The sequence below is a fragment of the Pristimantibacillus sp. PTI5 genome (assembly GCF_048572955.1).
Lineage (GTDB): Bacteria > Bacillota > Bacilli > Paenibacillales > Paenibacillaceae > Pristimantibacillus.
Genome location: NZ_CP183886.1, coordinates 1323146 through 1337839 on the forward strand (window position 1 = coordinate 1323146; position 14694 = coordinate 1337839).

Below are 14694 nucleotides of genomic sequence, written 5' to 3' on the forward strand. Positions count from 1 at the left end.
GGGCTCCTCTGTTTTTTCATTTATTGGACGCGGTGCACGCTTACGATTTGCATGGTTTGGCCATCGATCCACGCGTCAACCCGACCTATAATCACAGTGCCGTTATTATAGTAAGCCGTAAAGACGAATGAAACCATACCATTGGGCAGCTGGGCATAGCCATCTTTCCAAAGCTCTCCTTCCCAGCTATCCCCATCCGTTCCTGCAGGCAGTAAAGAGGCTTCCTCGCTCCCCATCCGCACCTCTACCCGGTCCGCTCTTGTGGCGGTTCCTGTCTTCGTTGTGACCGCCTCGAGCATAAACTTTTCGCCTGCCCAAAATACCGAATAGCCTCGAGGGGCATCTTCCTTTCCGGATACTTTGATGTTAAACGCCTTGCGGTGCTTCTCCCAAAGCTCCGTATGCTTCACAAACCCGAAAAGCTGGAGCGGAAGCACCTGCAGCGATTTCGTAACGCTCACCGGATCAGCGATTCCGTCGCTAACCGTCATTTTCATAGTCCATGCGCCGGCAGCCGTCAGCCTTAAAGATGGACCTCTTGCCGGATAAGCAGGACCGTTTACAGTGTAGCTGTAGCTGCTTTTCACCCCAACCGGACTGGTGAGCTCATAATGAACCGAAAGCGTGTTGCCGTCCGGGTCCGCTGCCTTTGATACAAAAGAGACTCTGTCTCCTGCATACACCGGTTTTGGCGACCAATCAAAATCTCCTTCAGGCGGCCGGTTGGTCACGAAATGAATGTAGGCAAACTTCCCTTCATTACCGGCAAGATCAATGTCGATAACCGTAAGTCGATATTCCTGCCCTGCTGTTAGTCCGGTCACCCGATAAGACTGACGGTCAAGCGCGAGCGGCAGGCTGTACTCCGATTGCCCGTCTCCGTTCAGATCTATGTTCGTTACGCCCCCATCCGCATTCACCTGTTGCAGATAAAAGGTCCGGGCAGCATGACCGGAAGACGGCTCCGCATCGTTAAAAGCATTAAATGATACCGTCACGGCCGCAGGTTCTATTTCCAATTGCTCATTAACATCGGCTGGCTTAACGGTATCTACAAAGAAAAAGCCGTTGCTTGAATAAGGACCCCATAGGTAGCTATCGTTAGCTCTGGCTTTCCAATAATGCAGTCCCTCCGCAAGCGCTGGAGGCGCATAGCTTGCTGCCATTACGGATGATTCAGTATCAACCGCCTTCGCGCCGTTTGCTGCACGGTAAACTTCATAAGCAATGGAGGTAATCGCGTGCAATTCAGGATCAACGGTAAAGGTTCGCAGCAGCGGTCGGTTTGAATTCGTATAGACGGGATGGTTTGCATCCGGGCCGTTAAAAGCAAGCAAGTATGTCTGCGGCGGGAGATCCAGCACAACGTATTTACTGTTGCTTAGATTCGACCACACACCCGATGAAAAGACCTGCCCTTGGATGCGAATTACGCGTCCCGGCTCGATTGTGCCCTCAATCAGCGAATAAGTAAGAGCGGCGCCTTCATGCTCAATGGACAAAGCGGTTTCGTTTCGATCCACATACGTGAGGACTAAGCGGTATCGCTCCTGCCGATCATTCTCGGCGTCATAATATGTCCATTTGATTATCGGCTCTTTGATCAGAACCGTAGGTGCCGCTGCCGTAGAGCCTGAAGGATATGTGATCGTCATTATAGGCTTAGTCTGGTTTATTGACGGCATAGCATCCTTATAGACGGTGAACTGCCCCCAGTACGACCATGCGCCGTGTATATCTCGGACTTGCTCCTGCACGATAAGCTCCACGCCGGGACGATTGTAATACTCGCGCTTGCCTGTTCTCCAACTCGTCTCGTCCGACCAGCGCGTTCTGAACAGCTTGTCCGATAGAATATGCGCAATGTCGGGATCATAGGAGGCATCATGCGTTTCATAATCTAGAGACTCCCCTTCCGCGTACACTTTTCCAGTAAACCTAACTTCAGGTTTGGCCAATGGCCTGCGATGGACATAGAGCAGCTTTTTGACGGGCTCAGACCACTTAGCATAAGCCGCTAAGCCAGGATTGTCGTTTGCCCGAAAACTAATCTCATACACGCCAGCCCGATCCAAAGCGTTCGCCGACTTTCCGTACGTTTGGCCATGATGAACGCTTAGCCGATCCGGGTTCTCAAAGAAATTCGGATTATGGGTATAACTCCATTCTTCAGCGTACATGGGGTCTTTTTCAATATCCGTAAACAGCTTCTCATAGGAAATGGGGTCGTTGACCAGCACGGTATCATAGGTTTCTTGCGTGTATGTATCGCCATAGTTGGTTTTCATCACGTTCGAGAACGATGCTGAGGATTGGCCGAGCGACATCAGACCTGCGGCGCCCTTGGTGTACGTACCATCGGTTATCTCGATAACCTTGGAGTTATTAACGAAAACACGCAGTGTACCGTTCACGGCTTCAACCTTCAGCGGATATGCAGTAAACGGTGAACGCGTTAAGGATATGGATTGTAAAGTAGTTTTCAGACCATTTACGGTTTTGTAGAGCGTTAGCTTATCCATGCTCCATTCCACCGCGTACATGTTCTTTTCATTTTGAATGTGGAAGCCCGCTCCGATGGGTTTGTTGTTTTTAATATCGTTCACGCTGACATCAAATTGTAGAGCATAATTTTTCATGATGCTTCCTTCATCATAAAGCAGACCGCCCCAATTATCGTCGAAGATGCCTACGGTGTTTGCATCGATATTTTGCAGAGCAGCACTTCCTGATGCAGATACAAAGGCTGTTACAGAATGGGGCCATCTTTTTTGATCAATAATAAATACTGACCCATTTGGAAGAACCGGAGTGATGGTAATATCACCACCGCCTGCTCGGTAGTCATTTGAATCTTGCATAGGTTCCGATGCTATTATTTCATTTGTTGTTGGTTTACTGAGTCCATATTTGCCATCCATAGTGTGATAGAAAGCAGATAAAATCTCGCCGTTACTCAATAATCCAGCTTGATACACATCAGCCGTTCCCCACATGTACTGACTGGTAAGAAGAGTACCCGTTTTAGTAAAGCAATAAATATTGCGTGCTTCTTGTATGACCACCGTTCCGTCTTCTTGCACCATGGGACTGACTAATGAGGTCCGTTGATTTTCATATAAATACGTTTCTTTTAAAGAAGTATACAAGTTAACTAGGCTCAAATCATTTGTCCTAAATGTTTGAAAATAATTGGTTTTGTAATCCCCGTTGGATTGACCGAAATTTTTAAAATACAAATACTCTCCATCATTGCTAAGAGCGACAGCAGATCCGCCTGCATGTCCTGAAATAATAGCAGAATCTACCCGCGCACCGATGGGCGAGATTTTGGTTATCGTTTTTCCTGTCAAATAAATGCTTCCATCAGAACCTACTGTCATCTGAGTAGTTGAAGAATAATTCTGAGTTCCATCGTATCTCGAAATGAGAGGACCAGCGGCTACCCATACGACTGATTTGGATTCTAAAGCGTATTTATAATATTTTATTTCGTTATAGCTGCTGGCATCGGAATACGTAACGCCAATAATGACCGTTTTGAAATCAGGCATGAATTCAAATAAGTTTATTACCATGCTTCTATTATTAACATCTACTAAACCAATCGTATGCGATTGTTCCTTTTTCCCTGTTTTATCGTATTCATCAAACGCTATCGTTGTTTTATTATTTATGCCGTAAGAATAAAACTTCTCATTCCCTTTTAAAATAGGGCTAAGTCCTTGTCCTTCAGAATCGTCTCCAAATGTAAAAGCCGGACGTAACGCATTTCCAGTCACCGCATCCCTTTCCGTGTAAAACATCGTGTTGTGATACATCATATATTGCCCGACAGGTACAGAATAATCGTCTTGCACCTTTTCCATCGTGTAGATGCGGTTGTTGTTAAAAATAATTTCAGCCGCTAGGTGAACATTATTGCCATAAAAACCAGTAGGGAGTAAATGCTGCACTCTCCAATGTTGTTTGGCTACAAGATCGCTTGGCAGAGAATACTTATTGCGTGAGTTTGCACCATTTCCCGCCTCTGGATACTTCAAATTAAAATTAACCATTTGACCGATTTTCGTGCTAATCGTTGCCGCATCTGCTTTCCATGCAAGCTTATCTGCACTTCCGCCTACGTACGGCTTTCTTAATGTCCATGATCGAAAAATGGATTGCGCTGTATAGGAAGTCACAGGCGGTCCGCTCTCATCTCCTTGTCCAGGCTGCTGCGTTACGCCAAATACGTTAAGATTAACGGATGGCGCATAATTCCGAACATCCGTTGCTGTGGATGGAGAGACTCCTGTTTTACCGTAATCCTCTGTAACGGCAGCTCGGTACTGTCGTTTCCCTACCGTTGCATAGCTTAGAGAATGCGTTGTTTTGAAGACACCGTCATAAAGCGTTGTCCATGCTTCCTCCTCGAAATCACCGTCCCCATCCTGGTCAAATCGCTCTTCGAGAAATAAATGCTCCAGCATATCCGCATCTGGACTTTCCACATCCATATAAAGCATGAAATCGCTGCTCCGATACGTTTCTTCAGGCGCAATGACTTCGATCTTTGGAGGCAGATCAGGAACAACCTCCACGGCTAAATCGGCCCATTCGCTGACTCTTCCTGTCGTATCAACTACCTTTCCTTCGAGGGTATATTGCCCCAATGCTAAATTATTTGTTGTTGGAAAATCGATGGTATAACCGACATCTCCTACCCTTTTGTATCTTCTTTCGGATTTGCTGTGATCGATGGTCTCGCCTCGCTCCGCCAGCGGGGTGTAAGAGTTATTCAAGTGATACGGAAAAGGAAACGGTCTTCCCTCAATGATCTTTGTAGCCCCAGCGACAATGGCAACGGGCTTCGGATCGATTACCGTTAAAGTAGCTGCGGCCGAAGAGGATCCGCTGCTGTCACTCACTTTGATCGATGCTCGATATGTGCCTGCCTGCGTAAAGGTTTGATCGATGTATTCGTATTTACTCTTATCTGTAAATATAGGATCTAAATTGGATGAAAATATCCATTCGTAGCTGTCAAATCCATCTGAGCTATTCAGGAGCGATGAAGTTTCCCCTGCCAAAATTTTGTCGGGCACGAATCGAAGGCCAGCTTTTAATTCCGGACGCGGCGGTAAGGTAGGAGCTGGCGGGGTCGGATCACCTACACGAATGATCAGCTGCGCCCACTCGGATACCTTCTTTGCGCTGTTCGTCACGCGAAGTTCTACAAAGTAAGTTCCTTCAGCCGCAAAATCCTTGGCTGCCGGCTTCGTAAATATCGTCATTCTAGCTGGGGTCTTATATTTCCATTCTCTGATGGTGATGGTTTCCTTGCCAGGTGAATAGGAGAGTTTGTCATCAAGCATCGGGTCAGACGCCGGCTTAATGGTGATTTCGGGGGTTGTTCGATGATCGCCTTCTTGATGGGAGATGACGGCTATTGGAATTGTGGGTTCATTCTTTTTGTTAAAAGCGATTTTAAAGTCTTTCGTGTTGTTGTTTTCGTTAGACTCGGCTACGGCTTCTCCGAAGTCTGTTTTTGCTGTGAAGCTCTTTATGCCGCTTGTGGTGGAGGATACGTTCACCGTCACGGTCTTGATTTGACCTGGAGGCACATTTGAAATGACTTCGGATTTTGTTGTCGCTCCGACGATCCCTACTGTGAAGGGGCCGCTATCTGTTTTCCCTTGGTTTTTTGTTGTGATTTGAATGGGAACTGATTCGCCGAGCCAGGCATCTGATGGAGATATGAGATTGCTGATGATGAGGTCAGGTTTCGCAGGCGGTGGCGGAAGGGGTTCAGGTGGTATTGTAAATACTTCATACCACCATGATCCATCTGGTTCCCATATGTTCCACATTTGTACCACACCCGGACTAAACTTAGTTGGTTTTTGCTGAATAATTGAATAATCTAACAATGTGCTACCAGTCCAATTTGTGCCTTTGCGTTTATTATAACTTTGTAAGAAAGTTGACGACTCCTTATAGGGATCAACAATTCTTTCAAGCCAAGAAGCAGCATTCGGTTCTCGCGATAGGTTTGTTTGTCTTATATCTTTTACTATGCCTGTAGAAGTTTCCCAGGGATTAATAACCCAATTTTTAGCGACATTTAGTGTCGCCCGGGAATCGCTTCTGAATCTCCAGTTTCGATAAAGATTACCTTCTGCATCCCAACCAAGATAACGAAATTGCCCTAGATCAAAATCATTATCGGAGATATCTGAAGGACATCCATACACTATAGCTGTTTCGCCGATACCGGCTTGATTCAGTAAAAATTTTTCACTTAATGGTTTACCGTTTCCACTTTTTAATGGGATTTTATAATAATCAATATATACTTTTGCTTCATCGCTATAAGTTATTGGGACAGGGCAATTTGTGGCAGCTGCTACTTGTCCATACATTGGTATAGAATTCAATATGAATAGAAATGAAATGGTAATTAGAAAAATATATTTTAATGAATGCTTCAAATCTTAACCTCCTATCCAAATAGAAACTCCTGCTATATTTTTGGCTTTATACACGACGAAACTCCTGCCATCATAAGTTGTTTCAAAATCCCTTCCTGTGTCATTATCCTTCTTTCCATCAACTGTAATATAGTTCTTATATGCTTTTTCGTAAGATGTTGGGTAGTAAAGTTTCAATAAATCCTTTATTAAGGATTTCAATTCAGCAGAAGATGAATAGGTATCTATTGTTGTTCTTTTTAATGATTCACTGTATCTAATCCATAGTACGTAATCATCGAATACCTCAGATCCATTTAAATTAACCCCTACTTCTTCACGACTATACATAGTTTTACCACTAAAACTCGGTAGGGATTGAATCATATTGTTCAACTCTTCTTTCGTCTTCGGATAAGCCACCGGCTTACCATTTTTCGCCGTCAACGTATTCCTAACCATCACCACGGCCTCTGCGCGAGTAGCATTTTTATCCCCGCCCATCGTACCATCGGGATAACCCTTCATAATCTCAAGCTTTTTCGCTACCGCCAAATAACCCGATTTCACACCCTCCGCATCCTTGCCCAGCGCCCGGATCGTCATGCGCGCGATCTCCTCACGCGTAATCACGCGATTTGGTTCAAAACTGTTTTCTTTATAATCCTCTACCTTAATAATCGATTGCTTCAACCCTGTGGCGATATAAGACCGGAACCAACCGGTATCATCGACAAACGGCGTATCGGAATCGGCTGCCTTTATTTTCATTGCTGCCACCAGCGATTTTAGAAATTCAGCACGCGTCATGTTGGCATTCGGTTTAAAGGTTTTTGCATCATAGCCATTAATCCAACCTTGATTCACGGCCACCGATATTTCATCTTTTGCCCAATGTGTCTTCGTATCATTAAAAGCGGCAGCCGCAGCAGTCACCTGCGCACTCATCAGCATCGTCACCAGTAATGTCAGCGCTAGGAAAGCCCGTCCTATTTTTTGCATCACATCAACCACTCCCATTATTTATAAGTCTACTTATGATCAATCGTTGTTTTTCGCCAAAAATACACATTTTTTTACAGCCTTCCTATCATTTCTTGCCGTACATCGCTTTTTCCTTCTTTCCCCTTCCTTTCCTCATCCTCACATACCCCGCTATTTCTCCAGACCAACCTCTCGTGTCCTCCCGATTCGGCATGCCACTCTCCCAAGGACAGCACCGAAACAACAAAAAAAGCACGCCCCTCCCTCTTACGAGGGTGTAAGCGTGCTTCGCCATACCTTGTATCAACTAAAATAGATGTTACTTCACAAGGAAGTTTCTGTCAATATCCCCTAGACTGCTATGCGTTCGTTTGGGCGATTAGCGGTTTTTGCTTAAATAATGGAACAAGAAGCAGCATTCCTAAGAACATAATGGACCCTGCTACGGTATAAATGCCGACAAGCGGGAATACCAGCTTGAGCTGACCGGCAACCAGCGTCATGATAACCATCATTCCCATAAACATAGGCGTAAGTACGCCGTTCACGCGGCCCGTATAGGCTTCCTCTGACCACTGCAGAATCATGGTGCTAATACCGATTTGAATCATAGGGAAGCCTAGGCCGCCTATAAACTGCAGTACGAGCGTTAGAGGAATGCTTGTTGATAATCCTGTACCGATCATCGTCAGCGAGCTGATTAACAGACCAATCGCCAGCAGCTTTTGCGGAGCAATCTTCTTGGCTACGACCATGACTGCACCGCCGCCAACGAGCATCGCAATTCCGTTCACCATCAACATGTATTGCAAAAACTCCTTTGGCTGCCCCAGGCGCTCCAGCACGATGAACAAGCCGAGTGTCTGCGCGATACCGACAGCCGTTCCTGCAAGCGCGAACGTTCCACCCAGTGCTTTCAGTACCGGACTACGCCATACGTAAGCGAAGCCGGCTTTTAGTTCCTGCCAGAATTGGCGTTCAACAACGGCTTCCGTTTTCTCCACCTCACGGTCGCGAGGGATTCGGAACAAGACGACTGCCGATAACAAGAAGGCTACACCCATTACGCCGATCGAAATCTCAATACCGAACTTTTGATACGAAATAACGCCTAGGGACGGTCCTAGCACCATAAATATCGCCATAAGCGACTGGAACATCGCCATTGCAGATTGCAGTTGCTCCGCCGGAATATGCTGCTTAAACAGCTTCATGGCCGACGGCTGCGAGAATTGCGATAAAATCGCGGACACGAACGTGGCAAAATAAACCATATGCCATGATCCGTATAGAAGCGTAATCAGCACGATAAATACGGATAACGCGGATAAGAAATCGCACCAAATCATCGTAAGGCGCGGCTTCCAGCGATCCGCAAACGTCCCGCCGATGAACGAGAATACGAAAATCGGCAAAAATTCCACAAAGCCCATTAAGCTAATGGCGAACGGGTCTTCGTTTGTCTTATCTGTCACGTACATTAGGATAGCAAAATTCCGTACCCATATCCCGATTTGCAGCAGTACGTTTGACAGCAAGATCGTTTGAAAAAATGTATTGCGGAGCAAGCTATTTCCAGCTCCGGCTCCTTTTATTCCTTTTGCAGACATGTTAATGTACACACTCCCTTTTTAATCCGTAATCTTTAATCCTTTGCGTTCTCACCTGCGCCATGGTAACCCTTCTCGCCATAAGGCCTTAGCTTCTCTACCCACTGCTCCTTTAATTCAGCGACTTCCCGGTTGTATTGGCGTACCATATCAACGGGCTGCCGGCCTTCAGGATCTAAAACGTCTTTATAATCATAACGAATCTTTTGATCCAATTTAACGGTCTCGAGAACGAGAAACGAAAAATTTTCACTGCCGAATTGCTTCCATTCCTTCTGCAGTTCTTTGTTCGCATGCCCGTCAATATTCAGAATAAACTGCTCTTTTCCCCATAGCGCGTCTAGATTAGTCGAGCCTCCAATATAAACTTTGCCATTGGCATTATTTTTAATCTGAAAAACGCCCATCATCCGTTCGCGTTCCTGGTATTCAGCCGTCAGCTGCTTGCGCTTTTCCTTATCCACATTCTGCTCCTCCTTTCGTTCGTCGGCTTGCTCTCGTAAAATCTCCTTCGGCTTCGCCTTCCCTGACTTTCCTTTTTTTCCTTTGCTGCCCGCCTTCGAAGATTCGCTATGCTCCTTTGAAGCTTCTGCCTCATGATGCCTTTCCCCGATGCTCGTGCCCTTTACCCAATACGCACGGCCATCGTCCGTACGATCCAAATACCCGTATTCGATCAAATATCGCCGCAAAGTCACGTAATCCTGTTCCCAGAAACGGCTTAACTGCTCGTTCACTTCCTTCTCCGTATAACGCGTTCCGCTTTTAAAATAAGAAGAAATATGCCGAAGTATGGCAATTTTACGCTTTTCTTTACGGGGAAATGAGGCTAGCGGCCCTTCAGGTCCATTCGGAAAATATTGCTTCAACAGCGACGCGTATTCGTCCTCCGTTATCGCGTAACGCTCATCTATCTGCGTAGCAGTGCGATGCACAGGTACAAAACGCGGTGCCGCAGCCGACCCCAGCTCCATCATCTCCATAATTGCGAGCTGCAGCTTCGCCTGCTTCGCCTTCTCTTTTAGCACGAAACGGTGGTTTCGTATGGTCGAGGCGCTGCCCACGCCTGTTCGGGTCATCATTTCTTGATCGGACAATTGATCGGCAAATCCGCGGATCAGCTCTTTTTGCAGATCAGTCAGTCCTGTCTGCCTCTTATCGAGCTCCAGCAAATAATCGAGCATGGAGCCATGCTCCTGCTGGATATGATGGGCTGCGTATTTACGGGCCTCGAACCACCGCCCGGATTGCTCATGGCGAAAAATCTCCCCATCCTCAAAGCGCTCCCCGCAGATCAAACAATAATAACAGCCTTCTGTATTTTCATATACATAACCCTGCTTCAGCTCTTCGACCGACGATGACCAAAATCTTTCTTCACTCTCCATTTATCAAACACCTCTTTATTTTGTTTGCTTATTTTATAAACATTATATAATTATGTTTGGTTTTTATCAACCTCCCAAATAAAAAAAGAACAACCGCCCTAAGGATAGCTCCTTAAAACGGTTGTCCTTTCATGTCATTCCTTTTATGCAGCTTCTCTTCTATCCTTCGGAAGCATAAAAGCGAGCAAGCCAATCAGCGGCAGAACGCTGCATGCTACCATCACAAAGCTAAGCGACCGGCTGTCCGCCAAATAGCCAAGCACGACTGCGCCGAGGCCGCCCATTCCAAATGCAAGTCCGGTAATAAGGCCCGAAGCCGTGCCTACCTTGCCGGGCATGAGCTCCTGCGCATATACGACGCTAACCGAAAAGCCGGATTGCAGGATAAAGCCCAGCAGTACGATTAACGGATAAACCATAGGAAGCGGCAAATGCGGGAGCGCGAGCGCAAAAGGCGCGGCTCCAAGAATAGATAAGAGCATCATTTTCTTCCGTCCGATCCGATCCGCGAGTATCCCTCCCAGAAACGTACCGGCTACGCCGGCAGCCATAAACAAAAACAGCGGGATTTGCGCCTGCTTGATGGACAGGCTGTACGTCTCCACCACATAAAACTGATAGAAATTGCCGATAGCTGCAGCATACCAGGAGCGTGCGAATACGATAGCGAACAAAATCGCAAGCGCGAATCCGACGACCTTAGGCGATAGGGCAGCCTTCATGCTGCCAGCGGCTTTTCGCTGCTGCCTTTTGCCGTCCTGCAACGCCAGATGCGTTTTATACCAAGGTACGACTTTTATCAATATTATGATGGCTGCGGCAGCGAGCAAGGTACCCCATATCGCGCCCTTTTGGCCAAACGGCAAAAAGATCAGCATCGTCATTAGAGGCCCGAGCATTTGACCGAAATTGCCGCCGACCTGATAAATCGATTGGGAGAACGCTCGGCGGGGGCCGGCGGCCAAATGCACGACGCGCGAGCCCTCCGGATGGAATACCGCTGAGCCAAGTCCCACAAACACAACCGCAAGCAGCACCAAATAAAAATTCGGGGCAAAGGCTAAGCCTGCCATCCCGATCATGCTCGAAAACATGCCGACCGGAAGCATCCACGGCGCAGGTCTTTTATCCGATATTAAGCCAACCACAGGCTGCATGACCGAGGAGGTCATATTGAGCGTAAAAGCAATCCAGCCGATTTGAGCCAAGCTCAGCCGCAACGACTGCTCTAAAACAGGGAATAATGCCGATACGACCGACTGCATCATATCATTCATGAGATGAACGGAGCTGATGCATATTAATATGGAATAAACGGTAGCTGATTTAATCGCTTCTTTGTTGATGACGCTTGTTGTAAGCGGTGCAGACATAATATACAGGACCTGCCTTTCTTAACGAAAAGCCTTCATCTCCTTGTTCGGATCATGTTGGCCATTATTATTTGGCGAATTTTATGCAAACCGGACTCGGCAATTCAAGCGATGAAGCGGTTTTCTCTAAGAGCCCGCTCTCCGCATCGATCGTAAAGACCACGATGTTTCCTGTTTTCTGATGCGCCGCCAGCAAATGGCCGCCATCAGGCGAGACGGCAAAATTACGCGGAGAGTCGCCTCCGCAATCAACAGACTGGATAAGCGTTAGCCCGCCGGTCGCTTGATCTACCGCAAATACGGCAATGCTGTTATGCCCGCGGTTAGAGCTGTATAGATAACGTCCGGACGTGTCTAAATGAATGTCAGCCGCATCATTATAGCCGCTATAGCCTGCTGGTAGAGCCGAAATGGTTTGCCCCGCCGTTAATACGCCCTTCTCGGCATCCACCTTCAGCACCGTGACCGTGGAATCCAGTTCATTCATGACGTAACCGACAGGAAGAGCCGGATGGAAGATTAAATGGCGAGGACCGGCGCCGCGATGGACCTTGCTGATCCCGTGCGGAGTAAGCGAATGTTTCTCTTCATCGAAACGATAGATGACGATAGCATCGATTCCCAAATCGGCGGCGCATACGTAAGGCGAATCTCCGAGCGGTACGATACAGTGTGCATGCGGAGCATCTTGCCTTGCGGCATTCGGACCCAGCTCGCCGGCATGCTGCTCCACCGCTGCGGCCTCGGTTAGTTGGCCTTCTGCTGTAATAGGAAGCAAAGCAACGTTGCCGCCCGTATAATTAGCGGCAAGCAGCACCTTACCCGTCTTATCCGTGCTGATATAGCAAGGATGTGCGCCGTGCGTAAGCGCCCGGCTGCTTGGGCCCGTCAGCATTCCCGTTACCCCGTCGATCTCAAATACCGCGACCGAGCCCCCGCTCGCGTCTCCTGTCGCTTCCGTTTCGCTGGCTGCATACAAACGTTTTCCATCTGGATGAAGCGCTAAATATGAAGCATTTTCCAGACCGCTTACACGTTGAATAACAGCGAGCTCACCCGTGCTCCCATCAAACGCGCAAACATGCACGGTCGCATCTTCCGCCGCTCCATATGACCCGATGTAGAGGATTTTACCCGATGTCGGTTGTCCATTTTGATTGCTCATAGCTACCCAACCTTTCTGGCTTTTTGGCATTACAGTGACCATAGCATAAGCCGCCTTAGCAAACAATGTCTTTTTTTTATAAAAGACTTCACAAATACTATTGTAACATGTTACAATGTAAGCGCTAACAATTCAGTGGTTCACATTTCTAAAGGGGGAAATTGAGATGATGAATGTAGTACTGAGCGAACGGAACGTGTATGAGGATTTTGAGCTGGAATCGGATGTGCTTTACTTTAAGCTCGGTATGCAGGGTCTCGTAAGCTTCCATGGCAGAAACTATAATATAAAAAAGAGAATGACTGCCGAACAGATTGCACAGCTAACGAATGAAAGCAGCTTCTATCCGATCAGCTCCAATTGCTACATTAATATCGGAAAAATCAAGACGATCGAAGGCGGCACCATTTTCTTCGGCTCCGATATTTCCGAATCCAAACAGGTTTCGGTCAATCGCCGCAAGCAATATGTCATTCAACAGCTGTTCTCGCAGCGCGCATCGAGCAAAGACTTGCGCATCACGCAATAACCGCATGAACAACCGCCCTAATTCGCTATATGCGGATTAGGGCGGTTGTTTGTTTGGCTCTGTCCTGCTATTCTTAGGTTGAATATGATTTTTCCAGCTCATGCTTTGACGTGTTAAGCTTTATTCCAAATACTTTTTAGGAGGATTTTCATGTCTACGCAAGGACAAGCATTCGAACAATTATTTCATGACGAACAAGCCGTATGGCTGCAATGGGGACCTTATGAAGCGGCAGTATTGCCGGCAGTCGGAGCCAACCTCATCGCATTCCGCGATAAAGTAAATAACTATACGTTCCTGCGCGAGCCATCGCTTGAGGAAATGGACGGCTTTAGAGCGAATCCGGGCATTCACGGCATTCCGGTGTTGTTCCCTCCCAACCGTTATGAGGACGGTACCTTCACTTGGAACGGCAGAACTTATAACTTTCCCGTTAACGAAGCCAAAACCGGCAATCATTTGCACGGATTTTTCCATACGGCTGCATGGAGCGTAGAGGATTTTGGCACGAACAAAACCGAAAGCTACGTGTCGCTCAAAATTTCAATCGATGAGACTCACCCGATCTACACGTATTTGCCTCACCGCTTCACCTTGAAGCTGCGTTACGCGTTAAATGATACAGGATTGCTGCAGCATGTATCGGTACATAATGAAGGAACGGAAGCCATGCCTTGCCTGATCGCTTTCCACACGGCAATCAATGCCCCGTTCGCTCCGAACAGCACGTCGGATGATTACCGCTTCACCCTCACTACCGGCAAACGCTGGGAGCTGAACGAGCGGATGCTTCCGACAGGCAGCTACCAGCCGCTTATCGCGGAAGAGGAAGCTATGAAAACAACCGGAATCTCGCCTTTCTGGGCGTCGATGGATAACCATTACACAACCGAACCGCAAAACGGCCGCAACGCCATGGAGCTGACCGATACGCGAAATGGCGTGACGCTTGTCTACGATATCGGAACGGCCTACAAGCAGTGGATGATCTGGAACAACAATGCGACGCCAGGCTTCTTCTGCCCAGAACCGCAGCTTAATCTCGTTAACGCGCCGAACGTTAACCTTCCTGCCGAGCAAATCGGGCTTGTCTCGCTTGAGCCGGGCGGAATTTGGGAAGAAACAAGCCGCCTGTACGTTAGAAAATAGGACTTATCCCAAGGATAGCAGCCAACCTGGCTGCTATCCTTTTT

At 47.4% G+C, this 14694-nt stretch carries 8 protein-coding genes and 1 pseudogene; 2 read left to right on the forward strand and 7 right to left on the reverse strand.

Annotated features, from left to right (window positions below):
• Positions 1 to 20 precede the first annotated feature (20 nt).
• From ACN6MW_RS06155 to ACN6MW_RS06185, 7 genes and pseudogenes are all read right to left on the reverse strand, one after another.
• Entirely contained in the window at positions 21 to 5852 is a 5832-nt protein-coding gene (locus ACN6MW_RS06155; protein WP_419876282.1) for a CARDB domain-containing protein, read from the reverse strand.
• 9 nt (positions 5853 to 5861) lie between these two features.
• Positions 5862 to 6404, reverse strand: a pseudogene (locus ACN6MW_RS06160) (Athe_2463 domain-containing protein); the annotation flags it as partial.
• Between the two features lie 72 nt (positions 6405 to 6476).
• Positions 6477 to 7454 (reverse strand): S-layer homology domain-containing protein, encoded by a 978-nt coding sequence (locus ACN6MW_RS06165; protein ID WP_419876283.1) that lies wholly within the window; start codon positions 7452 to 7454, stop codon positions 6477 to 6479.
• A gap of 341 nt (positions 7455 to 7795) precedes the next feature.
• Positions 7796 to 9046 (reverse strand): MFS transporter, encoded by a 1251-nt coding sequence (locus ACN6MW_RS06170; protein ID WP_419874664.1) that lies wholly within the window; start codon positions 9044 to 9046, stop codon positions 7796 to 7798.
• 35 nt (positions 9047 to 9081) lie between these two features.
• Complete coding sequence (locus ACN6MW_RS06175; RefSeq protein ID WP_419874665.1) at positions 9082 to 10434, reverse strand: DUF2087 domain-containing protein; 1353 nt, start codon at positions 10432 to 10434, stop codon at positions 9082 to 9084.
• Positions 10435 to 10577: 143 nt separating this feature from the next.
• Positions 10578 to 11807 (reverse strand): MFS transporter, encoded by a 1230-nt coding sequence (locus ACN6MW_RS06180; RefSeq protein WP_419874666.1) that lies wholly within the window; start codon positions 11805 to 11807, stop codon positions 10578 to 10580.
• Positions 11808 to 11874: 67 nt separating this feature from the next.
• Positions 11875 to 12972 (reverse strand): lactonase family protein, encoded by a 1098-nt coding sequence (locus ACN6MW_RS06185; RefSeq protein ID WP_419874667.1) that lies wholly within the window; start codon positions 12970 to 12972, stop codon positions 11875 to 11877.
• A 166-nt stretch (positions 12973 to 13138) separates the two neighbouring features.
• On the opposite strand from ACN6MW_RS06185, the gene ACN6MW_RS06190 reads away from it, so the two are divergent.
• The gene (locus ACN6MW_RS06190; RefSeq protein ID WP_364146306.1) at positions 13139 to 13501 is read left to right on the forward strand and encodes a hypothetical protein; all 363 of its coding nucleotides are present in this window, start codon (positions 13139 to 13141) and stop codon (positions 13499 to 13501) included.
• Positions 13502 to 13651: 150 nt separating this feature from the next.
• Positions 13652 to 14650 (forward strand): aldose 1-epimerase, encoded by a 999-nt coding sequence (locus ACN6MW_RS06195; protein WP_419874668.1) that lies wholly within the window; start codon positions 13652 to 13654, stop codon positions 14648 to 14650.
• Positions 14651 to 14694 lie beyond the last annotated feature (44 nt).

Coding starts and splice junctions, on each gene's coding strand:
- ACN6MW_RS06155 (WP_419876282.1), bottom strand. CDS start 5,852: ATGTGGAACATATGGGAACCAGATGGATCATGGTGGTATGAAGTATTT.
- ACN6MW_RS06170 (WP_419874664.1), bottom strand. CDS start 9,046: ATGTCTGCAAAAGGAATAAAAGGAGCCGGAGCTGGAAATAGCTTGCTC.
- ACN6MW_RS06175 (WP_419874665.1), bottom strand. CDS start 10,434: ATGGAGAGTGAAGAAAGATTTTGGTCATCGTCGGTCGAAGAGCTGAAG.
- ACN6MW_RS06185 (WP_419874667.1), bottom strand. CDS start 12,972: ATGAGCAATCAAAATGGACAACCGACATCGGGTAAAATCCTCTACATC.
- ACN6MW_RS06195 (WP_419874668.1), top strand. CDS start 13,652: ATGTCTACGCAAGGACAAGCATTCGAACAATTATTTCATGACGAACAA.
- ACN6MW_RS06165 (WP_419876283.1), bottom strand. CDS start 7,454: ATGCAAAAAATAGGACGGGCTTTCCTAGCGCTGACATTACTGGTGACG.
- ACN6MW_RS06180 (WP_419874666.1), bottom strand. CDS start 11,807: ATGTCTGCACCGCTTACAACAAGCGTCATCAACAAAGAAGCGATTAAA.
- ACN6MW_RS06190 (WP_364146306.1), top strand. CDS start 13,139: ATGATGAATGTAGTACTGAGCGAACGGAACGTGTATGAGGATTTTGAG.